Annotated in this window: 23 protein-coding genes; 8 read left to right on the top strand and 15 right to left on the bottom strand. The window is 71.4% G+C overall.

All coding sequences use genetic code 11. The features are described from left to right. Positions 1–22 precede the first annotated feature (22 nt). From ACT54X_RS16260 to ACT54X_RS16240, 5 genes are read left to right on the top strand one after another with little or no spacing between them, the layout of a single operon-like run. Positions 23–889, top strand: a complete 867-nt coding sequence (locus ACT54X_RS16260; RefSeq protein ID WP_476347493.1) for an ABC transporter permease subunit — start codon at positions 23–25, stop codon at positions 887–889. Beyond that, positions 886–1,983: a branched-chain amino acid ABC transporter permease gene (locus ACT54X_RS16255; RefSeq protein ID WP_294371029.1), complete on the top strand. Its 1,098-nt coding sequence runs from the start codon at positions 886–888 to the stop codon at positions 1,981–1,983. Before ACT54X_RS16260 ends, ACT54X_RS16255 begins: the two co-directional genes overlap by 4 nt. Further along, a complete protein-coding gene (locus ACT54X_RS16250; RefSeq protein WP_234195272.1) occupies positions 1,980–2,696 on the top strand; it encodes an ATP-binding cassette domain-containing protein in 717 nt (238 codons plus the stop codon). The genes ACT54X_RS16255 and ACT54X_RS16250 overlap by 4 nt, the downstream gene beginning before the upstream one ends. Positions 2,697–2,712: 16 nt before the next feature. Then, the gene (locus ACT54X_RS16245) at positions 2,713–3,417 is read left to right on the top strand and encodes an ABC transporter ATP-binding protein (RefSeq protein WP_476347492.1); all 705 of its coding nucleotides are present in this window, start codon (positions 2,713–2,715) and stop codon (positions 3,415–3,417) included. Then, positions 3,414–4,814 (top strand): amidase, encoded by a 1,401-nt coding sequence (locus ACT54X_RS16240; RefSeq protein WP_476347491.1) that lies wholly within the window; start codon positions 3,414–3,416, stop codon positions 4,812–4,814. The genes ACT54X_RS16245 and ACT54X_RS16240 overlap by 4 nt, the downstream gene beginning before the upstream one ends. Positions 4,815–4,844: 30 nt before the next feature. On the opposite strand, the gene ACT54X_RS16235 is transcribed toward ACT54X_RS16240, so the two are convergent. The 3 genes from ACT54X_RS16235 to ACT54X_RS16225 are packed head-to-tail and all read right to left on the bottom strand — an operon-like array spanning position 4,845 to position 7,669. Further along, positions 4,845–5,822 (bottom strand): Bug family tripartite tricarboxylate transporter substrate binding protein, encoded by a 978-nt coding sequence (locus ACT54X_RS16235; protein ID WP_294371022.1) that lies wholly within the window; start codon positions 5,820–5,822, stop codon positions 4,845–4,847. 39 nt (positions 5,823–5,861) lie between these two features. After that, positions 5,862–6,686, bottom strand: coding sequence for a beta-keto acid cleavage family enzyme (locus ACT54X_RS16230; protein ID WP_294371020.1), 825 nt, complete (start codon positions 6,684–6,686; stop codon positions 5,862–5,864). Beyond that, a complete protein-coding gene (locus ACT54X_RS16225) occupies positions 6,683–7,669 on the bottom strand; it encodes a 3-hydroxyacyl-CoA dehydrogenase family protein (RefSeq protein WP_476347490.1) in 987 nt (328 codons plus the stop codon). Before ACT54X_RS16225 ends, ACT54X_RS16230 begins: the two co-directional genes overlap by 4 nt. 68 nt (positions 7,670–7,737) lie before the next feature. Between ACT54X_RS16225 and ACT54X_RS16220 the strand changes: the two genes are divergently transcribed. Continuing rightward, a complete protein-coding gene (locus tag ACT54X_RS16220) occupies positions 7,738–8,703 on the top strand; it encodes a LysR family transcriptional regulator (RefSeq protein ID WP_476347489.1) in 966 nt (321 codons plus the stop codon). A 182-nt stretch (positions 8,704–8,885) separates the two neighbouring features. On the opposite strand, the gene ACT54X_RS16215 is transcribed toward ACT54X_RS16220, so the two are convergent. The 4 genes from ACT54X_RS16215 to ACT54X_RS16200 all read right to left on the bottom strand — a co-directional run bounded on the left by ACT54X_RS16215 (position 8,886) and on the right by ACT54X_RS16200 (position 12,864). Next, on the bottom strand, positions 8,886–9,848 hold the full coding sequence (locus tag ACT54X_RS16215; RefSeq protein WP_354321215.1) for a Bug family tripartite tricarboxylate transporter substrate binding protein: 963 nt from the start codon (positions 9,846–9,848) through the stop codon (positions 8,886–8,888). 102 nt (positions 9,849–9,950) lie between these two features. After that, complete coding sequence (locus ACT54X_RS16210) at positions 9,951–10,148, bottom strand: DUF2783 domain-containing protein (RefSeq protein WP_017761266.1); 198 nt, start codon at positions 10,146–10,148, stop codon at positions 9,951–9,953. Positions 10,149–10,163: 15 nt separating this feature from the next. Then, positions 10,164–11,813, bottom strand: coding sequence for an FAD-dependent oxidoreductase (locus ACT54X_RS16205; RefSeq protein ID WP_476347488.1), 1,650 nt, complete (start codon positions 11,811–11,813; stop codon positions 10,164–10,166). Between the two features lie 97 nt (positions 11,814–11,910). Further along, positions 11,911–12,864 carry an MBL fold metallo-hydrolase gene (locus tag ACT54X_RS16200; protein WP_476347487.1) on the bottom strand — a complete coding sequence of 318 codons (954 nt, stop codon included), beginning with the start codon at positions 12,862–12,864 and terminating at the stop codon, positions 11,911–11,913. 100 nt (positions 12,865–12,964) lie between these two features. On the opposite strand from ACT54X_RS16200, the gene ACT54X_RS16195 reads away from it, so the two are divergent. Then, entirely contained in the window at positions 12,965–13,783 is an 819-nt protein-coding gene (locus ACT54X_RS16195) for an IclR family transcriptional regulator (RefSeq protein WP_294371009.1), read from the top strand. Between the two features lie 96 nt (positions 13,784–13,879). On the opposite strand, the gene ACT54X_RS16190 is transcribed toward ACT54X_RS16195, so the two are convergent. Further along, entirely contained in the window at positions 13,880–14,344 is a 465-nt protein-coding gene (locus ACT54X_RS16190; RefSeq protein WP_294371006.1) for an MbcA/ParS/Xre antitoxin family protein, read from the bottom strand. Between the two features lie 212 nt (positions 14,345–14,556). Here ACT54X_RS16190 and ACT54X_RS16185 point away from each other — a divergent pair, with 212 nt between their 5' ends. Next, positions 14,557–14,928, top strand: a complete 372-nt coding sequence (locus ACT54X_RS16185) for a hypothetical protein (RefSeq protein ID WP_294371003.1) — start codon at positions 14,557–14,559, stop codon at positions 14,926–14,928. 15 nt (positions 14,929–14,943) lie between these two features. Here the strand turns inward: ACT54X_RS16185 and ACT54X_RS16180 are convergent, their stop codons facing one another. The 7 genes from ACT54X_RS16180 to ACT54X_RS16150 form a co-directional block, all read right to left on the bottom strand. Beyond that, positions 14,944–16,410: an efflux transporter outer membrane subunit gene (locus ACT54X_RS16180; protein ID WP_294371000.1), complete on the bottom strand. Its 1,467-nt coding sequence runs from the start codon at positions 16,408–16,410 to the stop codon at positions 14,944–14,946. Further along, on the bottom strand, positions 16,407–17,459 hold the full coding sequence (locus tag ACT54X_RS16175) for an efflux RND transporter periplasmic adaptor subunit (protein ID WP_476347486.1): 1,053 nt from the start codon (positions 17,457–17,459) through the stop codon (positions 16,407–16,409). The genes ACT54X_RS16180 and ACT54X_RS16175 overlap by 4 nt, the downstream gene beginning before the upstream one ends. Continuing rightward, positions 17,456–17,671: a DUF1656 domain-containing protein gene (locus ACT54X_RS16170; RefSeq protein WP_017759557.1), complete on the bottom strand. Its 216-nt coding sequence runs from the start codon at positions 17,669–17,671 to the stop codon at positions 17,456–17,458. The genes ACT54X_RS16175 and ACT54X_RS16170 overlap by 4 nt, the downstream gene beginning before the upstream one ends. Next, positions 17,668–19,827, bottom strand: coding sequence for an FUSC family protein (locus ACT54X_RS16165; protein ID WP_476347485.1), 2,160 nt, complete (start codon positions 19,825–19,827; stop codon positions 17,668–17,670). Before ACT54X_RS16165 ends, ACT54X_RS16170 begins: the two co-directional genes overlap by 4 nt. A 1-nt stretch (position 19,828) precedes the next feature. After that, positions 19,829–20,320, bottom strand: a complete 492-nt coding sequence (locus ACT54X_RS16160; RefSeq protein ID WP_476347484.1) for a MarR family winged helix-turn-helix transcriptional regulator — start codon at positions 20,318–20,320, stop codon at positions 19,829–19,831. Positions 20,321–20,477: 157 nt separating this feature from the next. Further along, a complete protein-coding gene (locus tag ACT54X_RS16155) occupies positions 20,478–21,356 on the bottom strand; it encodes an ABC transporter permease (RefSeq protein ID WP_476347483.1) in 879 nt (292 codons plus the stop codon). Beyond that, entirely contained in the window at positions 21,353–22,252 is a 900-nt protein-coding gene (locus tag ACT54X_RS16150; RefSeq protein WP_476347482.1) for an ABC transporter ATP-binding protein, read from the bottom strand. The genes ACT54X_RS16155 and ACT54X_RS16150 overlap by 4 nt, the downstream gene beginning before the upstream one ends. Positions 22,253–22,280: the final 28 nt, after the last annotated feature.

Genomic DNA, 22,280 nt, shown 5'->3' with positions numbered 1-22,280 from the left:
CCGGACCGAGGAGTCAATCGACATGGATCTTGCGCTGATCGTGGTCATCCAGGTGCTGTACGCCGTGGCGGGCCTGGTGATCGTCTCGGCCGGGCTGGCCGTCATCTTCGGCATGATGAAGGTGATCAACCTGGCGCATGGCGAGTTCATGATGCTGGGGGCCTATGCGGTCATCCTGGCGCTCAAGCTGGGCATCAACCTCTGGGTCGCCATGCTGGTGGTGGCGCCCGTGGCGGTCGGCGCCATCGGCGTGGTGCTGGAGCGGCTGGTCATCCGGCGGCTCTATGGGCGCATGGTCGACACCATGCTGGCCACCTGGGGGCTGTCGCTGCTGCTGGTGGGCATCGTGACCTCCATCGCGGGCAACACCACGGCGGGCGTGTCGGCGCCGCTGGGCAGCTTCTCGGTGGGGGCCTACTCGGTCAGCGGCTATACGCTGGTCATCATCGCCGTGGCGGTGGTGGTGGCCTTGGCCATCCGCTGGGCGCTCACCCGTACCCAGTGGGGACTTATCGCGCGCGGCACCATGCAGAAGCCTGACATGGCCAATGCGCTGGGCATCAGTCCGAGCCGGGTGTATTCGGTCACCTTCGCCGTCGGCGCTGCGCTGTCGGGGTTGGCGGGCGGGCTGCTGGCGCCACTCACGGGCGTGGTGCCGACCATGGGCGCGGCCTTCGTGGCCAAGGCCTTCATCACGGTGATCGGCGGCGGGCCGGCCATCCTCGCCGGGCTGCTGGGCGCCTCGTCGCTGTTCGGTGCCATCAACCAGCTCGCCACCTTCGCCACCACGCCCGTGCTGGGCGAGGTGGCGCTGCTCCTCGCCGCCATCGTGCTTCTGCGCGTGTTGCCGCAGGGCATCACCGGCCGTTTCTTCAAGGGGTCCCTGTGAACCGTTTCGCCAATTCGTGGGCGAGCGCCATCGTCTGCCTGGCCCTCGGCCTGCTGCTGATGCTGGGGCTGCCCGTCGTGATCGACGACTACACGCTGATCGAAGTCACCATCTATGTGGTCATGGCCATCCTGTCGGTCAGTCTGGCCTTCATCTGGGGCTATGGCGGCATCCTGTGCTTCGGGCAGGCGGCCTTCTTCGGGCTGGGTGCCTACACCTATGCCATCGCGGTGATGAACCTGGGCGACAGCACCTTGCCCTTCCTGCTGGCCATCGTGGTGCCGGCGCTCTTCGCGGCGCTGCTGGGCTACGTCATCTTCTATGGCCGGCTGTCGGACGTGTACATGGGCGTGATCACGCTCACCGTGACGCTGATCCTGTTCAACCTGGTCAATTCGACGGCCGGGCCCGAATGGCGCATCGGCGATGCGCCGCTGGGCGGCTTCAACGGCATCCCGGCCATCCCCACGCTCAACTGGCCCGGGCTGAAGGACGAGGTGCTCACGCCCAAGGACCTGTTCTACCTGGCCTTCGCCTGCCTGCTGGTCGTCTACGTCGGCCTGCGTGCCCTGCTTGCCTCGAAGGTCGGCCGGGTGATCGTGGCGGCCAAGGAGAACGAGCAGCGCGTGCTGCTGCTGGGCTACGACGCACGGGCCTACAAGCTCTTCAGCTTCACGCTCGGCGGCGCCATCGCGGGGCTGGCGGGCTGCCTCTTCGCCAACTGGGGCGCCTTCACCAGCCCGACGATCTTCGGCCTGGCCCAGTCGGCGCAGATCATCATCTGGGTCATCGTCGGCGGGCTCGGGACGCTGGTCGGCCCGGTGGTGGGTGCGGTCGCCATCCAGTGGCTGACCACGCAGATCGGCACCCAGCAGACGCTCAATGCCAACCTCGTGCTCGGCGGCATCCTGGTGGTCTTCGTGCTGCTGGTGCCCAGGGGCATCGTGCCCACGGCCGGGCAACTGATCGAGGCGGCATGGCGCAGGCTGCGGCGCTCCCGGCCTGCCGTGCCTGCTGCGACGCGGCCTTCGGCGGCCTCTGCTGCTGATGGTGCAGGTGCTTCCCCCCTGGCCCCCATGGAGCCCACGCGATGACGCCGTTGATCGAGACCCGCGACCTCAACGTGCGCTTCGGCGGCGTGCATGCGACGCGCGACGTGAACTTCACCCTGGCCGAGAACGAGCTGCGCTGCGTGATCGGTCCCAACGGCGCCGGCAAGAGCACCTTCTTCAAGCTGCTGACCGGACAGGTCAAACCCACTTCGGGCCAGATCCTGTTCCGTGGCCAGGACATCTCGCGCATGCAGCCGCACGAGCCGGGGCGCCTGGGCATCGGCATCAAGACACAGGTGCCCAGCCTCTTCAACGGGCTGACGGTGTGGGAGAACGTCTGGCTGTCGGCCCGGCGGCTCAACAGCAGCATGCAGGCCGAGCGCATCACGCGCGAGACACTGGAGCGCGTGGGCATGTCGGCCTATCGCGACGTGCAGGCCGGCCTGCTGGCGCACGGCCTGCGCCAGTGGGTGGAGATCGGCGTGGTGATCGCGGCCGATCCGCCGCTGATCCTGCTGGACGAGCCGGCCGCAGGCATGAGCGATGCCGAGGTGGCCCGCACGGCCGAGCTGATCCTGGAGATCAACCGCCAGCATGCGCTGGTGGTGGTGGAACACGACATGAACTTCATCCGCATGATCGCGCGCAAGGTCACGGTGCTGCACCAGGGCGCCGTGATCCGCGAGGACACGCCCGATCGCATCATGAGCGACCCGCTGATCCAGCAGATCTACCTGGGCAAGAAGCCCCACTGAGTGCGGAGACGGACCGATGCTCGAAGTCTCGAATCTGCATGCGGGGTACGGCGCCATCCCCGTGCTCAACGACGTTGCGCTGCATATCGCGGCCGGCGAGTCGGTGGGCATCCTGGGCCACAACGGCATGGGCAAGACCACGCTGCTCAAGACGCTGATGGGTGTGATCCGGCCCACGGCGGGCGCGGTGCGCTTCGATGGCACCGACATCACGCGCCTGGCGCCCTTTGCCCGCGCGCGTCTGGGCATGGCCTATGTGCCGCAGGGGCGGGAGATTTTTCCCACGCTCAGCGCCATGGACAACCTGCGCATGGGCCTGGTCAAGACCGGCGAGCGCAGCATGGACACGGTCGAGGCACTGCTGGAGCACTTCCCGCGGCTCAAGCGACTGCTCGACCGGCCGGGCGGCTCGCTCTCCGGCGGCGAGCAGCAACTGCTGGCCCTCGCGCGCGCACTGGCGGGCAAGCCCACGCTGCTGCTGCTCGACGAGCCGACCGAAGGCATCCAGCCTTCCATCATCGAGGAGATCGCCGAGACGCTGGCCGCCCTGCGCGACCGCACGGGCCTGACCATCGTGCTGGTCGAGCAGAACCTCGAATTCATCGCCGCCGTGTCGCAGCGGGTGCTGGTGATCAAGCGCGGCCACATCGGCGGCGAAGTGCCGCGCGATCACCTGGGCGATTTCGAAATCATGAGCCAATACACAGGAGTCCATGGATGAGCAACCAAGAATTGCATTACCTCGGGCTGGTCGAAGTCGGCCAGCAGATCCAGCGCAAGGCGCTGTCGCCGGTGGAGATCACCGAGGCCCAGCTCGCGCGGATCGCCGCGCAGGACGGCGCGCTCCAAAGCTATGTGCGCGTGATGGCCGATCAGGCCCTGGCCGATGCACGGCAGGCCGAGGCCGAGATCGGCCGCGGCGAGATCCGCGGCCCGCTGCACGGGGTGCCGGTGGCCGTCAAGGACCTGTGCTGGACCGCCGGCGTGCCCACGGCCGCGGGCATGACGCTGTACCAGGACTTCGTGCCCAGCGAGGACGGCACGGCGGTGCGCAAGCTGCGCGAGGCCGGCGCCGTGATCCTGGGCAAGCTGCAGCTCACCGAGAGTGCCTACGCCGATCACCATCCGACGGTGGTGCCGCCCGTCAATCCGTGGAACGCCGCGCATTGGTCGGGCGCCTCGTCCAGCGGCTCGGGCGTGGCCACGGCCGCGGGTTTGTGCTACGGCTCGCTGGGCACCGACACGGGTGGGTCGATCCGCTTCCCCTCTGCCGCCAACGGCCTCACGGGGCTCAAGCCCACCTGGGGCCGCGTCAGCCGCTACGGCGCTTTCGAGCTCGCCGCCACGCTGGACCACATCGGACCGATGACGCGCAGCGCGGCCGACGCCGGTGCCATGCTGGGTGCCATCGCCGGCGCCGATCCGAAGGATCCCACCGCCAGCCTCGCGGCGGTGCCCGACTATCTCGCCGGCATGGAGCGCGGCCTGCAGGGTCTGCGCATCGGTGTCGACGCCCGCTGGAACAGCAAGGGCGTTGACGACGCCACCCGTCAGGTCATGGCCGGCGTGCTGGCGGCCGTGCGCGATCTGGGTGGCGAGCTGCGCGAGGTGGTTTTCCCCGATCCCACGCAGGCCATCGCCGACTGGTTTCCGCTCTGCGCCGTCGAGGCGGCCGTCGTGCACGAGTCCACCTATCCGGCGCGCAAGGACATGTACGGTCCCGCGCTCTCGGGCCTGCTGGACCTGGGCCATGCGCAGACGGGCACCGACTACCAGAAGATCGTGCTGCACCGGCACGACTTCAGCGGCAAGGTGCGCGCCCTGTTCCAGGACATCGACCTGCTGCTGGTGCCCGCCCAGGGCGTGGCCTCGCCCACGCTGGAACGCATGCTGACTTTCGGCACCGATGCCGACCTGATGTCGGCCATGCTGCGCTACACCTGCCCCTTCGACATGACGGGCAGCCCGACGATCACGCTGCCCGGGGGCTTCACCGACGCGGGCACGCCCATCGCCTTCCAGTTCGTGGCGCGCCACTTCGACGAGGCGCTGCTGGTGCGGGCGGGCTGGACCTATCAGCAGGTGACGGATTGGCATCGGAGGCATCCGGCGCTTTGAGCCGCTGACGCACGCGCGGCCGCGTGGGCCTCAATCCGCCGTCGCCCCCGTCTCCCGCACGATGCGGCCCAGCCGCGCGGTCTCGCTGCGGATCAGCTGGCCGAAGGCCTCGGGCGAGCCGGCCACCACAGGCGTGCCCAGTGCCTCCCAGGACTTGCGGAAGGCCGGGTCGGCAAAGATGTCCAGGAAGGTGGCATTGAGCCGCTGCACGGTGGCCGCGGGTGTGCCGCTGCGCACGGCGATACCGTGCCAGGCGGTCACCTCGAAGCCGGGCAGCCCGGCCTCGGCCATGGTCGGCACCTGCGGCAACGCAGGGCTGCGCGTGGCCGAGGTGACGGCGATGGGCACCAGCTTGCCCGCCTGCAGGTGCTGCAGCGAGCTGGCCAGGATGTCGAACATCAGCGGCACCTGGCCGCCCAATACGTCGTTGAGGGCCGGGCCGGCGCCGCGGTAGGGCACATGGGTGAGCGGCACCTTGGCCTCGCGGGCGAACAGCTCGCCTGCCAGGTGCTGCGGCGTGCCGCTGCCGGCCGAGGCGAAGTTGAGCGGCGCCTTCTGGCTGCCCGCATAGGCGATGAACTCCTTCAGGGTGCGGGCCTTGACCGAGGGATGCACCTCCAGCACCAGCGGAAAGGCCGACAGCTGCACCACCGGCAGCAGGTCGTCCTGCGCGTTGAAGGGCATGGACTTGTAGAGCGCCGCATTGACGGCCATCGGCCCGCTGGCCGCGAGCAGCAGCGTCAGGCCATCGGCCGGCGCCTGCCGCGCCACGTAGGCGCTGCCCAGGTTGCCGCCCGCGCCGCCGCGGTTGTCGACGATGACGGTGGTGCCCAGCCGGCGCTGCAGCTGTGGCTGCAGCAGCCGCGCCATCAGGTCGGTGGGACCGCCGGGCGGGTAGGGCACCACGATGCGCACGGGGCCCTTGGGGGCCTCCGTCTGGGCGAACGCGAGGGAAGGGGCGAGCACGCCGGCGGCCGCGCCCGCCATCCATTGGCGGCGATCGATCATGGGGTTGTCTCCGGTTGTTGTGGGAAAGGGGGCGTGGCGTCAGCGCGGGCGGAAGCGCTCGCGGATCTGCGCCGCCGTGGCCAGCGGCCGGCCCAGCGTAGCCGCGGCCTCGGCGGCCTGGGCGACCAGGGCGGTGTTGTCGGGCGCCAGGCTGCCGTCGCGCAGCCGCAGGTTGTTCTCGAAGCCCACGCGCGCGTGGCCGCCGAAGGCCGCCGCGGCGGTGACGCAGGCCTGCTCGGTGGGGCCGAAGGCGCACACGGCCCAGGGCTCGGGGCCGTCGCCATGGGCGGCCAGGAAGGGCAGCAGGTCGCGCGGGTCGGAGGTCTGGCCGGCGCTGTAGCGGCCCAGCACGAAGAGCAGGAACCACGGCGCATCGGGAATCGTGCCCGCCGCGCGCAGCGCCTGCCAGCGCGCCACGTCGGCCGCGTCGTAGAGGATCACCTGCACCATGGTGCCGCGCGCGGCCAGCTCGCCGAAGAAGGCGGCCAGGCCCGCTTCACCCACGGCCGGCACGTCCACCTCGCGCAGGCCGATGGAGACGGCCTCGGGCTGCAGCTCGCGCACCATGGCGATCTGCTGCGGCGCCTGGTAGACGCGGGCCGCCTCGCTGGTCACCTGCAGCACCATCGCATCGCCCACGGCCTGGTGCACCACGCGCAGGGCTTCGCGGTAGCCCTCGACGTCCAGGCTGTGGCGGCCTTGCGCATCGCGGATGTGCAGGTGGAGCATGGCGGCGCCGGCGTCCAGGCAGCGGCGGGCGGTGTCGGCCAGGGCCTGGGGGGTGAGCGGCACGGCGGGATGGTCGCTGTGTTGTTTGTAGGCGCCGTTGGGCGCCACGGTGAGGATGAGGGGGGCGGCGGTCACGTCGGGTTCCGGTCGGAGGAAGGGGCGCCAGCGGCACCCGGCAGCGGCGGCAGTTCGTCGGCCAGCAGTTGCAGACCGGCGCGGAGCAGGCGGTCGTAGCGGGCCCGTTCGGCAGCGCGCTCGGCCTCCGGCCAGTCGCTGAAGCCGGCACCGGCCTTCATGCCCACGCGGCCGGCCTGCACCTGCTGCTGCAGCACCTTCGCGGGTTGGTCGTCGTTGCACAGGCTGGGGTAGATGGTGGCGGCGGCGGCGCAGTGCACGTCCAGCCCGGCATGGTCGCGCTGCAGGATCGGCCCGGCCGCCAGGAAGCGGAAGCCGAAGCCGAAGCGCACCGCGGCGTCGATGTCCTCGACGCTGGCGACGCCGTCGTCCAGCAGCGCGAAGGCCTCGCGCGCCAGCGCATGCTGCAGCCGGTTGGCGAGGAAGCCCGGCCGGTCCTTGCGCACCAGCACGGGCACGCTGGCACAGCGGCGCATGGTCTGCATCAGGGCCTGGGCGGCGTCGGCGTCGCTGTCCGGGCCCATCACCACCTCCACCAGCGGCACCAGATGCGCAGGCATGAAGAAGTGCAGGCCGAACATGCGCCCGCGCGTGGGCAGGCCGTCGGCGATGCGGCTGATGGGCAGGCCCGAGCTGTTGCTGGTCAGCAGGGCCGAGGGCGGCGCCAGCTCGACCAGCCGCGCGAAGAGCTGCTGCTTGGGCGCCAACTGCTCGACGATGCATTCCACCACCAGCCCGATGCCGGCCCAGGCCACGTCCTCCAGCTGGTGCACGACGGCGATCGGCCCGGCGTGTGCGGCGCATCCGGCGGCTTCGAGCTGGGCGCCGATGTAGGCCGGCAGGCCGGCCGCCTTGGCGGCGTCGCGTTCCACCACGGTGACGGGCAGGCCACCGCGGCTTAGCACCACGGCGACGTCGGCGCCCATGGTGCCGCCGCCGATCACGGCGGCGCCTGCGGGGCGGGCAAGGGAAGGGGTCGTCATGGCGGCGCAGTCTAGGAAGCCGGCACTGATCGGTCCAACGCTATTGCCCGATAGACTGATCGCCAGTCATGATCAATCTCTCGCTGCGCGAACTGCAGGTCTTCATCGAGCTGGCCGAGACGCTGAACTTCCGGCGCGCGGCGGCGCGGGTGCACCTGTCGCAGTCGGCCGTGTCGGGCGTGATCGGCCGGCTGGAGGAGACGCTGGGCGCGCGCCTGTTCGCCCGCAACACGCGCAGCGTGCAGCTCACCGATGCCGGGCAGGCGCTGCTGGCGCATGCGCGCATCCTGCGGGCCCAGGCCGAGACGGCCGCCAGCGCGGTGCGCGACGTGGTCGAGCTGCGCGAGGGCCGGGTGCGCATCGCGGCGCTGCCCTCGCTGGCGGCGACGGTGGTGCCACCGGTGTTCGCGCGCTTCATGGCGGACCATCCGGGCGTGCAGCTGGGCGTGGTCGATTCGCTGTCGGGCGCCTCCTTCGACCTGGTGCGCGCGGGCCAGGTCGACTTCGCCCTCACGGCCGAGAACCCGGCCTATGCCGACCTGGCCTACGAGACGCTGGCCAGCGATCCGCTGGTGTTGCTGCTGCCCGCGGATCATGCGCTGGCCGCGCGGCGCGGCCCGCTGCGCTGGGCCGAGGTGGCGGGCCTGCCGCACATCTCGATGCCCGCTCCCACCAGCGTGCGGCAGTACGCCGAGGCGGCGCTGCTGTCACTGGGGCAGCGCTTCGCGCCGCGTTTCGAGGTGGAGCACCTGGCCACCATCAATGCGATGGTGGCGGCCGGACTGGGGGTGTCGGTGCTGCCCGCCCTGGCGGCGCAGGTGGCGCTGGGCGGGCCGGTGGTCCAGCGGCGGCTGACCGCGCCGGATGTGCAGCGGCCCATCGGCCAAGTGATGCGGCAGGAGCGGAGCCTGTCGACGGCGGCTTCTGCAGTGGCCGAGGCGTTGCGCGCCGAGCTGCTGCGCCAGCTGGGCCAGGCTGCTGCTGGCCCGGGTGCCCGGAAGCCGAAACGCGCGCCTCAGGCGCCGCGTGCGTAGGCGGCCAGCAGGGCCAGCACCTTTTCCTCGTCAAGCGGCCCGTCAGGGTGCCGCGCGCGAGTCGGGCGTCAGCGGCCTCGGTCGTGCGCAGCATCTCTGCTCGTGGCGGCTCTCCGGCGGCATGGCCCAGCGCGCGGCCTCTACTGGTTTGCGTCACTCGTTCGACCGACGCAAGAAGTCGCTCAGTCCAGCCTGACGCCGGCACGCCGAATGACCGCGCCCCACTTGTCCCGTTCGGCGGCGGAGAAGCGTGCCATCTGGTCGGGCGTGCCAGGCATCGGCTCGACGCCCAGCGCCTGCAGGCGGGCGCGAACCTGCGTAGAACCCAGCGCGTTCTGCAAGGCATCGGCGAAGGCGGCCGTGGCCTCGGCCGGGGTGCCGGTCGGCACGACCAGACCCTGCCACGCGTAGCCCTCGAAACCCTTGAGGCCCTGCTCGGCGAAGGTGGGCACCTCCGGCAACAGATCCAGGCGCCTGGCCGATGCCACGCCGATGATCTTTACCTTTTTGCCGGCAAGGAAGGGCAGCACGGTGGCGCTGTCGATCCACATGGCAGGGATCTGTCCTGCCAGCACGTCCTGCATGGCGGGCGCGGCGCCGCGGTAAGGCACGTGCTGCATCGCCAGGCTGGTTTGCTCGCGGAAGAGTTCGCCGACCAGGTGGTGCGGACTGCCAGGGCCGGCAGAGCCCCAGCTCACTGGATCCTTCTGCGCCTTGGCCCAGGCCGTGAACTGCTGCAGGTTGTCCGCCGGCACCTCACTGCCCACCACCAGGAACATTGGAAAGCGCACCAGCAGCCCGACCGGTTGGAACGCCTTCTGCGCGTCGTAGCTCAGCTTGCTGAAGAGAAAGGGGTTGGCGGCCAGCGTGGCGAAGTCGGCCGTGAAGAGGATGTTGCCGAAGTCCTTCGACCGGGCCACGTAGTCGGCGGCGATGTTGGTGCCGGCGCCGGGCTTGTTGTTGATGACGATGGGACGGTTGAGGGTGCGGCCCATGGCTTCGGCAATGGTGCGGGCCACCACGTCGGAGCCGCCTCCGGCGGCATAGCCCACCACCCATTCGACCGGCTTGCCCGTGCTCTGCGACCAGGCCGGTGCACCAAGGACCGCCGCGGCGAGGCCGAGGAACTGCTTGCGATTGATCATGGTTTTGTCTCCGTTGTGTTGTCGTGAAAAAGGTGGCGGCACCACGGCATGGCCCGTCCGTGGCCGGCCATGGCCCCATGTGCCTGTCCGGCGCCCTTGAGGTCAGCGCGTGGATGCAGATTCGCGGGCCCGCGCGAGCGCATCGCGCAGCACGTCGAGATCGCCAATGTGGTTGGCCAGCAGCAGCACCAGACGGGCGTTCAGCGCGTGGCTCTGGTCGAGCGGCAGGTCCTGGTGTGCGGCCAGCAGCGCTTCGTAGAAGTCGTCGAAGCGGGCGATGTTCGGTTGCGTGTTGAGCATGGTGGGTCTCCGGCCTTAGTCGCGCAGGCCATTGGCGAGGCGCAGTGCGGCGCGCACGGCCTCCAGCGATGGCCGACGCCACCGCGCGCACACGTGCTGGTCGGGCCGCACGAGGTAGGCGGTGCCCGGCTGCGCATCGAGGCGGCGGGCGAGCACGCCCTGCGCGTCGATCAGGTCCTGCCCCAGGCAGCGCACGGCCACCCCCGGCAGTTCGCGAACCCAATGCGGCGCCTCGCCGAAGACGAGCAGTGTGAAGTCCGGCCCCAGGCTGCGCAGCAGCCAGGCCGGGTCGCCTTGGGGTGTCTGCAGGGGCGCATCGCACAGCGGCGCGCCGGGCACCATCGCACTGTCGAAGGTCGCGACGTCGGGTGTGTTCAGCGGCGACGCCCGCAGCACGCAGGGCACGGACAGCCTTCCGCTGTTGACCAGCCGGCGGGCGAACTCGTGCGAGCGGGCGAGGGCCAGCACCTGGTCGCGGAAGAGCCGGCTGATCTCGCTCTTGGGCGTGATGAAGTCGGTGGCTCGGCTGGAGTTGAGGATGTTCTCGTCCGCCGCCGCCTCGCGCTCGCTGCCATAGCTGTCGATGAGCGCGGCGCTCGCCTGGCCGCGCAGCACGCGGTCGAGCTTCCAGCCGAGGTTGTCCGCATCCTGCACGCCGCTGTTGGCGCCCCGCGCACCGAAGGGCGAGACGCCGTGGGCACTGTCTCCGGCGAAGACGACCCGCCCATGCACGAAGCGCTCCATCCGCTGGCAGGCGAAGGTATAGACGCTGGCCCATTCGAGGCTGAACTCGGCGTCGGGACCGAGCAGTGCACGCACGCGCGCGATGACCTTCTCGGGCTGGCGCTCCGCCTGCGGATCGGCATCCCAGCCGAGCTGGAAGTCGATGCGCCAGACGTTGTCGGGCTCGCGATGCAGAAGCACGCTCTGGTTGGGATGGAAGGGCGGGTCGAACCAGAACCAGCGCTCGGTCGGAAAGTCGGCCGTCATGCGCACATCGGCGATCAGGAATCGATCGCGGAACACGCGGCCCTGGCTCTCCAGGCCCATCCGCTGCCGCGTCGGCGAGCGCGAGCCGTCGCAGGCGACGACCCAGTCGGCCTCGATGCGGTAGGGGCCGTCGGGCGTGTCCAGGGTCAAGGTGGCGCCGTCCGGGCGGGGTGCGATGTCAGCGAGCGTGTTCTTCCAGCGGATCTCCAGCCCGGGCAACTGCAGCGCGCGTTCCACCAGGTAGGCCTCGCAGTAGTACTGCTGCAGGTTGATGAAGGCGGGGCGCTCGTGGCCGTCCTCTGGGAGGAGGTTGAACTGGTAGAGCTGTTGGTCGCGCAGGAACACCTTGCCCAGGTTCCAGGACACGCCCTTGGCCACCATGGCGTCGCCGACGCCCAGCCGGTCCCAGATCTCCAGCGTGCGCTTGGCAAAGCACAGCGCACGCGAGCCCGTGGACAGCCGGTCGTCGTTGTCCACCACCAGCACGGGCTGGCCGCGCTGGGCCAGGTCGATGGCCAGCGTCAGGCCCACGGGGCCGGCGCCCACGATGACGACCGGGTGGCGCACGGGCGAGGGCGCCTCCTGGTCCGGCGAGCGCCGGTAGGCGAACTGGATGGCCTGCACCTGCTCGCCGGTGCCGCGAAAGAGGTGGGGCGGGATGTCGGATGGCTTCATGGCCGATGTCTCCTGTCGTTCTTGTCTTCGCGGCGGGGCGATCGAGCGTGCCCGTCGCCAGCCGGGGTGGGCGCAATGCACGCCCGTCGCGCTCTGTTCAGCCTTCGAGCGCCTCCCACATCTGACGGTCCCGTTCTGCGGTCCAGATGCGCGGATCGGCATGCTGCGTGGCCTCGTCGTAGGCCCGCGTCACGTCGAAGGGCATGCAGTGGTTGAAGATGACCCAATGCCCGTACTTGGGCTGCAGCGTGGCGAAGCTGTGCTCGTAGGTGGCGCGCAGGTCCTTGCCGGCGGCAACGCCTTCCTGCACGCTGGCCCACAGGTCGCGGATGAAGTCGCGCGTGGACGCGAGGCCGGCCTGGACCCGCGCCTGTCCCAGCAGGGCCGGGCCGCGGCCCGGCACCAGCGCCTGCGGTTGAAGGGCGGCGATGTTGTCCAGCGTGGCCGGCCAGTCGCGGAAGTAGGCGTCGCCGGCATAGGGGGTGGCGTCGAACTCCACCAGGTCGCCCGACAGAAGCGTCTTCTCGCCGGGCAGCCAGACCACCGTGTCCCCTTTGGTGTGGCCGCGGCCCAGTTGCAGCAGCTGCACCTCGAGCTTGCCGAGCCACAGGCTCATGCGGCCGGTGAAGGTGATCGTGGGCCAGGTCATGCCCGCGGGCACCGATTCGACGTCGCGGAACAGGCGCGGGAAGCGCCCGATCTCGCTGGCCTTGTCGGCCTCGCCGCGTTCGACGATCAGATCGCGCGTGTCCTGGCTGGCGATCACCTGCTGCGCGCCGTAGGCCGAGGCGCCAAGGACGCGCACGGCGTGGTAATGCGTGAGTACCACGTACTGGATCGGCTTGTCCGTGACTTCGCGGATGCGGCGGATCACGTCCTGTGCCATGGCGGGCGTGGCCTGGGTGTCGGCCACCAGCACGGCGTCGTCGCCAATGATCACGCCCGTGTTGGGGTCGCCCTCGGCGGTGTAGGCCCAGGCGTGCTCCGAGAGCTGGGTGAAGCTGACTTTCTTTTCTTCGAGGTCGGCGGCGGATGCGAAGGTCTTGCTCACGGATGTCTCCTTGAAAGGACTTTGAATTCGCAAAGGGCGAACTCATTTGTTGGAAAAGAATGTACGGTTGTCGTGTGCGTATGTCAAACTCGTTTGTTCCATGAGAACGAAGAAGCCGGCGGCTCCCGCCTCTGAAGAACAGCCCGACGCCAAGCTCCAGCGCGCGGTTCAATCCGTCGAAGTTGGCGGGCGGCTGCTGCTGACACTTGCCGAGGGCGAAGGCGCCATGAACCTCAAGGACCTGGCCGCCTTGGCCGGACTCACTCCGTCGCGTGCGCATCCGTACCTGGTCAGCTACGGGCGACTGGGCCTCGTCGAGCAGGATGCAAGCGGGCGGTACGACCTGGGGCCGGCGGCCCTGAAGATCGGGCTGGCATGCCTTCAGCGGCTGGATCCGCTCAAGGCCGCGGAGCCGGCGGTCCTGCAGCTCGCGGCGCAGACCGGCCATGCTGTTGCGCTTTCGGTGTGGGGCAATTTCGGCCCGACCGTCGTTCGGCTCATCGAGGCCCGGCAGCCCCTGCATGTGGCGCTGCGGGTGGGCAGCGTGCTGTCCCTGTTCGACACCGCGACCGGGCGTGCATTCGCCTCAGCCATGCCGGACGAGACGCTTCGGCAGGCCATTGCGGGCCCGTTGGGCAGGATGGATGCCACGGGGTTCGACGGACGGGAAGCGGCACTGGCGCGCATCCGCGAAGAGATGCGGCAACGTGGAGTGGTGCGCGCGGTGGGCAGCCCCATCCCCGGGGTGAATGCCTTTTCGGCCCCCGTGTTCGACATGCACGGCCGGCCGGTGCTCGCAATCACCGTCACAGATCACCAGGACCGTCTGTCCAGCGCTTGGGAAAACAGCGCGGCGCGCGCGGTGGCAGAGGTGGCGAGACAGCTGACGCGGCGGTTGTCGGGTCAGCTTTCCACTTGAAGCCGCGGCGGTGCCGGATGCCGTGCGGGCCGAGCTGCTGCGCCAGCTGGGCCAGGCTGCTGCTGGCCCGGGTGCCCGGAAGCCGAAACGCGTGCCTCAGGCGCCGCGTGCGTAGGCAGCCAGCAGGGCCAGCACCTTTTCCTCGCCGCGCGGCGTGGCGGCCATCTGTGCCGGTGTCATGCCGCCCAGCAGCGGATGCGCCCGCTGGAGCCAGTCGATGGCATCGCTGCCCAGCACGCTTTGGGCGCGCAGGTGCACGGCGTCCATCGGCGGGCGCGGCTGCGACTTGGGTGCCGTCACGAAGGGTGCCGGCTTGATGACCGAGTGCCGCACGGGTTGTTCGACGGGCGGGGGTGCCGGCCGGGCGCGCGCCTGCAGGGCGTCGATGCCATCCTGCAGGCCGAAACCGGCGGCGCCCAACTGCTGGGCGAAGTGGTCGACCAGGGCCTTGAGTTCGTCGACCCGCAATTGCCGCTGCTGGCGTTCGAGGTCGCGGCGCTCCTGGGTGAGGCGCGCGATTTCGGCTTCCAGTGCTTCGACGCTCGAGGCACGTGCTGTCATGGAGGAGTACGGGCGCCTCGGGGGCGCCTTGTTGTGAGGGGAAGCTGGCGAGTCTAAATGCCTGGCGACCGGCGTCGGCCCTGGCACTTGGCGACAGGGTGTGTCTCCCGGCGGCCTACAGGGTGCCACTGGGGCTGCCGACATGGGCGTGCCTGGATGCGCTCGACAGTGCCTGGACGGCCGCAAAAGGGCCCATCCCGATTTCCGCAGCCATGCCTCAGGAGGTCGCCATGCACTTCGACATTCCCACCCACTGCACTGCATTGCTGCGCGAGCGGGCGTCGCCGGTCCGATGGCGCAGCGGTGTGCTGGCCGCCCTGGCCCTGGGCGTGAGCGCGGCGGCCTTGGCGCAGGCGCCGACGGCGCAATCGCCTCAGGCCGCCGCTGGCGACGCGGTTCGCATCCCCTTGTTCACGGCCGACCCGCGGCCCTCGCCCATGGGGGCGCCGACGTCGGATCGGTCCGTTGGCCCATCCTCCGGGGCACCGTTGGCCATGGGTACTTCTGCGCAGGCCGGCGGGACTGCCCCGCTGGCTCCTTCCCCGATGCGTCGCCTGGGCGTGGAAATGGCGGCGGTCCGCTGAGCGGCGCCGGCCGGCTCATTCCCAGCCACCGCCCAGCGCCATGAAGACGGCGACCTGCTCCTGCGCCACGCGCGTCTGCGCGGCGGCCAGGCTGGCTTCGGCGCTGGCCAGCGAGCGCTGGGCATCCAGCGTGTCCAGGTAGGCGCTGCGCCCGCCTACGTACAGGCGCTGTGCCTGGCTGGCGACCTGCGCGCTGTCGTCGCGCGCCCGCTGGAGCGCCTCCACGCCGACCAGCTCCTGCCGGTAGGCCGACAGGGCGGTCTCCGTTTCGCGAAGCGCCTGCAGCACGGTGCCGTCGAAGCTTGCCAGCGCCATCCGGGCCGAGGCCTCGGCCCCGGCGATGCGGGCGCGCGCGGCGCCGGTGTTGGGCAGGCTCCAGCGGATCAGCGGGCCGATGTTCCAGGCGAAGGTGTCCCGGCCCAGGAAGTCGTCGGCCGGCCCGGACGAGCTGGCCGACAGGCCCAGCGACACCTTGGGATAGAGCTGGGCCGTGGCCACGCCGATGCGGGCCGTGGCGGCGGCCAGTTGCCGTTCGCTGCGCCGGATGTCGGGCCGGCGCCGCAGCAGGGCGGCGCCGTCGCCCACCGGCAGCGCGCCGGCCACCTGGGGCACGGTGGCGCACTGCTGCACCTCGGCCGGCAGCGCACCGGGCGTGCGGCCCAGCCAGGCAGCCAGCTGGTACAGCGCGGCTTGGCGCTGCGCGCGCAGCGCGGGGGGCGCGGCCTGCAGTTGGGCCAGCAGCGCGCGCGAGCGGGCGAGGTCGGTGGCGCCCGCACGACCGGCGTCGTGCAGCCGCTGCACCACGGCCAGCTGTTCCTTCTGCAGGGCGACGGAGTGCTCGGCCACCTTCAGCTGCTGGCCGGTGGCGCAGGCGGTCGCATAGGCGCGCGCGGTACCGGCCGCGGCATTGACGCGGGCCAGGTCCACCGCGGCTGCGGCGGCCGCGGTGTCGGCGTGCGCCGCCTCGGCCGCGCGGCGCAGCTCGCCGACCACGTCGACCTGGTACGACAGGCCCGCGCCCAGGCTGTAGGCGAACTGGTCGGGTGGGCTGACGCCGGGCGCCAGTTCCGACAGTCCCGAGACATGGCCGAAGGCCGGCCCGCCGGACACCGACAGCTGCGGCTGTTCCTCGGCGCGCACCTGGGCCAGGGTGGCCTGCTGGCGTTCCAGATTGGCGGCGGCCACGCGCAGGTCAGTGTTGTGGGCGAGCGCTTCCTGCACCAGCGTGTCGAGCGTCGGGTCGCGGAACAGGTGCCACCAGCGTGCCGGCAACGGCTCGGCCGAGACGGCGGCCTGGGCGCCCGGGGCCTGCGCCTCCTGGAAAGGCTGGGCCGCGGCCGGGTTTTGCACTGCGGCCTGTGGCGGCACTTGATAGTCGGGGCCCACGGCCAGGCTGCCGCAGCCGGCCAGCAGCAGCGCACCCAGCAGGGCGGGTGCGCGTCGGCCGAAGGCGGCGGCCGTACGGTCGGGGCGCCGGGTCATGCCCGTCCCCCTTGGGCGCGATCACCGTGGCCCGCCGTGGCCGGAGCGGCATGGCCCTGGTCCTGCGGGGCGGCCAGGGCGGCCCCGGCGTTGGCCGCAGGGGCGTGGCCGCGCGCGGGGGACGTCGTGCCGTGCGCCGCCGCGGCATCGCCTTGCGCCACCACCTCGACCAGCACGGTCTGGCCCGCCACCAGGCCCGTTGCGTCCGGCTGCGCGTCCAGCTGCACCCGTACCGGCACACGCTGCGCCAGCCGCACCCAGTTGAAGGTGGGGTTGACGCTGGGCAGCAGGTTGGCGCCGGTGGAGCGGTCGCGGTCGGCGATGCCGGCGGCAATGCTCTGCACCCGGCCGGCCAGCGGCACGCGGCTGCCCATGGGCGTCACGCGCACCGCGTCGCCGGCGTGGATGCGGGCCAGCTTGGTCTCTTCGAAATAACCTTCGACGTAGAAGGAGCCGCGGTCCACCACGGCCATGGCGCCGCGGCCGGCGGCGGCGTAGGCGCCGGTGCGCAACTCCAGGTTGGTGACCCAGCCATCGACCGGCGCCCGCACCGTGGCGCGCTGCAGGTTGAGCTCGGCCGTGTGCAGCTCGACCTCGGCGCGTGCCAAGATGGCGGCCGCCGCATCGACCCGGGTGCGGGACTGCTCGCGCAGCTCGCGCGGCACCAGGTCCGACAGGCTGGCATTGCGGGCGTCCTCGCGGCGGGCCTGCGCCAGGCTCACCTGCGCCGACTGCACGCCCACGCGCGCCTGCTGCACGGCGAGGGCGAAGCGCGCCGGGTCGATCTCGAACAGCACCTCGCCGGCCTTGACGGCCTGGTTGTCCTGCACGCGCACGGCACTCACCAGGCCCGACACGTCGGGCGCCACCTGCACGACGTTGGCGCGCACGCGGCCGTCGCGCGTCCAGGGCGCGAGTTCGTAGTGGTCCCACAGGCGCAGGCCGGCCCAGACGGCCAGGGCCACCATGCCGAGTGTCAGTAGCACCCGGGCGGATTGGGCCGCCAGGGCGCGGCTGCGTGTCGTCGTTGTCGTTGAAGTCGTTGTCATGAGAGGAATCCTTGGGCGGCCGTCAGTCGGCTCAGCAGAAAGAGGATCAGCACATAGAGCGCGGTGTCGAACAGGGCGGCATGCCAGACCCAGCGGTAGACGCCCAGGGCGCCGAGCAGGCGGCGTGCGCCCCAGCACAGGCCCCAGGCCACCACGGCCAGCACCAGCAGCCAGGGGACGTAGACGCCATAGAACGTGGCTTCGCCGGTCATGCGGGGACTTCCTGGAGGGTTGAAGGCGCGGCCGGCCAGGGCCGCGTGGGATAGAGGTTGCGGCGCAGGCCGACGAGGGCGGCCAGCAGCGCGCGGCGCCCGTCGGCGGCATCGGCTGCCAGGTCGGGCCCAGGGGGCGACGTGCCGGAAGGCAGCAGCGCCTGCAGGCCTTCGTCGATGCGCCGGGCCAGGGCCGGGCGGTCCTGCGCGGCCTGGCCGGTGGTCAGGCCGGCGGGATGCTCGCGGAACAGCCGCGCCACCTGCGCCAGGATGTCCGGCCCCAGCCGGCCCGGCAGCAGCGCGGCATGGCGGCGCAGCGCATGCAGGTCGGTGCCGATGCGCAGGTCCACCAGCGCGTCGTCGGCATTCACGCCGTCCACCGTGCCGCCGGCCTGCGCGATGCGCGGCGCCAGCAGGCCGATGCGGTCGAGCACGCGTGCCGCATGCAGCCGCGCCTGCGCGTCGTCGGCCTGCCGCGGCAGGCGGCCCAGTTCGCGCCAGGTCATGCGCTGGATGCGGCGTGCGCCCCAGTCGGCGCTCACCGAACGCACCAGCGCCGTCACCACGGCCGCCGCGGCCACGCCCAGCACCTGGCCGATCATGGCGTTGACGAAGCTGGCGAAGTCGGCCTGGCCGGTGTCGTGCAGCGAAAGCGTGCCGATCACGCCCGACAGCAGCAGCGCCATCGCCTTCATGAAGGTGGCCGGCCGGCCCAGGTAGACGCCCAGCACCAGGAAGGCCGGGGCGCACACCAGGGCCAGCGTGGGCAGGTCCACCACCAGGGGCATCAGCACCAGCACGTACAGGGCCGCCAGCGGCAGCGACAGCAGCAGCACCTTGAGGAAGGCGTAGATCGACGGCGCCGGGTCGTCCATGCCCGCGAAGAAGGAGCAGAAGACAGCCGCCATCATGGCCATGGCGGAGCCGCCGGGCCAGCCGGTGAAGATCCAGAAGGCGGAGCACAGGCAGATGGCCAGCGCCGCCGCCAGCGCGGACCAGGCGGCCATGCCCACGTCGCGGTGCAGCACGTCGCGCGCCGCCGGTGCGGCGCGGCCGGTGGTCGCAGGCAGCGGCACCGGGCGGCCGGCCAGGCCGGCGTCGATCTGCTGGCGCAACTGCACGCAGGCGGCCCAGGCGTCGATCAGGGCTTCCAGCCGCACGGCCAGGCCGGTGCGCAGGGCCAGCCCCCAGGCATCGGGCTCGGCCGCGGTTGCGGTTGCGCCCAGGCTCCGGGCGGCGGCGTGGAGTTCGGCCAACGCAGCGTCGGGCAGGGGCGTGGGCGTGCTGCCGGGCGCCGTGCGGCCGCTGTCGGCCAGGCGGGCGAGCACCTCGCCCACGGTGCGTTCCACGTCGGCCGGCAGGCGCCCGTCGGCATCGCGCAGGGCCTGCAGCCGGTCGTCCACGGCCGAGGCGAAGGGCGTGAGCGCCGCCACCTCGTGCTGCAGGGCCCGCACGGCGGACGCCGTCCACTTGAGGTGGCTGGTGTCGAAGGGCACATGCGTGGCCATCACGCGCAGCTGCGAGATATCGCCCGCCAGCTTGCGGCGCGCGGCCTGCCGGCCGGCGTCGGCATTCGGCGTGGCCTGCACCATGCCGCGCAGCCAGGCGCCGGCATCGGCCAGCGTGCGGTCCATCAGCCCGACCAGCGTGGGCGCCATGCTCACCGGCCACACCAGGCTGTGCACCAGCGTGCCGCAGACGATGCCGATGGCGATCTCCTGCACGCGGGCCGAGGCCGTGTCGAACACGCCCAGCGGCGCGCCCACCGACGGAAAGCCGATCAGCGCCGCCGAGTAGCCGGCCAGCATGAAGAGGTAGGAGCGGGGCGTGCGGTCGAGCAGCGAGACGAACAGACACAGCGCCACCCACAGGGCCAGCGCCAGCGTGAGCAGCTCGGGCGCGTCGACCAGGGCCGGCACCAGCAGCAGCGTGGCCGCGCAGCCGAGCAGGGTGCCGAGCAGGCGGAACACCGCCTTGGAGCGCACCGCGCCAGCCAGCGGATTGGCCACGATGTAGGTGGTCATCAGCGCCCAGAAGGGCCGGGGCAGGCCGGCCCAGCTCGCCACCGTCATCGCGAGCATGGCGGCGCCGAAGCATTTCGCGGAAAAAAGCATCTCGGCCGCGCTGAAGCGCGGCAACTGGCGGGGCAGGCGCATGTCAGGACTCCGAGGCGGCGCCGCCCCGGTCGGCCTTGCCCAGGCGGGTCCAGAGCGTGCCGAACACGCGCAGGCAGGCGCGCACGTCCTCGGCCGGGATGTCCTGGAACAGCTCGGTGCGCAGGGCATTGAGCGCTTCCTCGATGCGGGCCTGGATCGCGGCGCCGGACTCGGTCAGGTGCAGCGTGCGGGCGCGGCGGTCGGTCGGGTCCTCGCGCCGCTCCACCAGGCTGGCGCCCACCAGTTGGTCCAGCGTGCGGATCAGCGTGGGGCCTTCGATGCCCAGCAGGTCGGCGATCACGCCCTGGCGGGTGCCGTCGCCCTGCCGGCCAATGGTCACCAGCGCCCAGCCGGCCGCCTGCGAGATGCCCAGGTGCGCCACCGCCCGGTCGGCTGCGGCGCGATAGGCGCGCTGCAGCAGGCTGAGCGTGAAGGTGAGGTTGCGCAGCTCGGCGGGATCGGCGGCGGAAGCGGGGAGGGCGGCATCGGACATGCCCTCCAATATAGTTAGCTAGCTATCTATTTGCCGACGAGCAAGGGTTAACCCTTGTCCGTGAGGCGGTCTTCGCCGCGGGCCGGGCCCGCGGCACGCAGGCCGACAACGCGCTCGTCCCGCCCGGTTGCCGACGGTTCGGCGCGTGCGCCCGTCATCAGCGCTGCTGCCCCCACTTGCGCACCGTCAGGCGCTCCAGGGTGGCGAAGCCCAGCCCTTCCACCAGCAGCCCGATGATCACCACCAGCGCCAGGCCGGCGAACACGCGGTCGGTGTAGAGCTCGTTGCGGTTCTGGAAGATGTACCAGCCAAGCCCGCCCTTGCCCGAGCTGGCGCCGAACACCAGTTCGGCCGCGATCAGCGTGCGCCAGGCGAAGGCCCAGCCGATCTTCAGGCCCGACAGGATGGCCGGCAGCGCGGCCGGCACCAGGATCTGCAGCACGTAGCGCAGCCCGCCCAGTCCGTAGTTGCGACCCGCCATGCGCAGCGTCTCGGGCACCGCCTGGAAGCCGGCATAAGTGTTGAGCGCCAGCGGCCAGAGGACCGAATGCACCAGCACGAAGATCAGGCTGCCCTGGCCCAGGCCGAACCACAGCAGCGCCAGCGGCAGCAGGGCGATGGCCGGCAACGGGTTGAACATCGAGGTGAGCGTGCCCAGCAGGTCGCGGCCCAGCTGGGTGGAGACCGCCAGCGAGGTCAGCAGGAAGGCCAGCCCGACCCCGAGTGCATAGCCCTGCACCAGCACGCCCAGCGAGATGGCGGTCTTGGCGATCAGTTCGCCGCTGGCCAGCCCATCGAAGAGCGCGCGGGCGGTGGCGCTGGCCGTGGGCAGCAGCAGGTCGTTGTCCTGCCAGCGTGCCAGCAGCTCCCACAGCAGCGCCAGCGCCAGCAGGATCAGGCACTTGCGCAGCCAGGTCTGGCGCCACAGCCGCGTGGACCACGGCAGGGGCCGCTCGACGGCGCTGGCGGTGAAGGGTTCGAGCGCGTGTTCGTACTCGGGCCGCACGGGCGGCAGCGGGGGAAGGATGGCACTCATGGCGTGGGGCCTTGGTCGGCGCCGCGCGCCGGCGCGTCGAACAACAGGTGGTGGATGCGCTGGGCCGTGGCCTGGAACTCGGGGCTGCCCTGGCTGGCGAGGTCGAAGCCGTGGCTGTTGATCTCGGCCCGCATGCGGCCCGGGTGCGGCGACAGCAGGGCGATGCGGCTGCCCACCACCAGCGCCTCCTCGATGGAGTGCGTGACGAAGAGCAGGGTGAAGCGCAGCTCCTCCCACAGGGCCAGCAGCTCTTCCTGCATGCGGCGGCGCGTGAGCGCATCCAGCGCGGCGAAGGGCTCGTCCATCAGCAGCACGCGCGGCTGCATGGCCAGCGCGCGGGCGATGGCCACGCGCTGCTTCATGCCGCCTGACAGCTGATGCGGATGCACGTCGGCAAAGCGGGACAGGCCCACGCGGTCCAGCCAGTGCAGGGCGCGCTCCTCGGCTTCGCGCCGGCCCAGCGTGCGCGAGGCCAGCAGCGGGAACATCACGTTCTGCTTGACCGTCTTCCACGGCGGCAGCTGGTCGAATTCCTGGAACACGACGATGCGGTCCGGGCCGGGGCCCTGGACGCGTCGGCCGTCCAGGTGGATCTCGCCCTCGGCGGGCGGGATGAAGCCGGCGATGGCCTTGAGCAGCGTGCTCTTGCCGCAGCCCGATGGCCCCAGCAGCACGAAGCGCTCGGCCTGATGCACGTCGAAACTGACCTGGTGGGTGGCCCGCACCACATGCTCGGGTGTGCGGTACTCCAGGCTCACACCCTGCACCTGGAGCAGGGCGGTGCGGGCGGCATCCGCGTGGGCCGCGGGCGGCTCGGACCGGCGTCGTGGCAGGGGTGCGGCGGCACGCGCCGGGGAGGGCGCGGCACGCAGAGTGGCTGTGGCAGCGGCGGTCATGGCAAGGATGAAGAGAAAAGGGTGGCGC

Source organism: Pseudacidovorax sp. DMC4, from assembly GCF_056314265.1.
The sequence above is the reverse complement of the archived record's forward strand: the minus strand, read 5'-3'. Positions and strand labels throughout refer to the sequence as shown.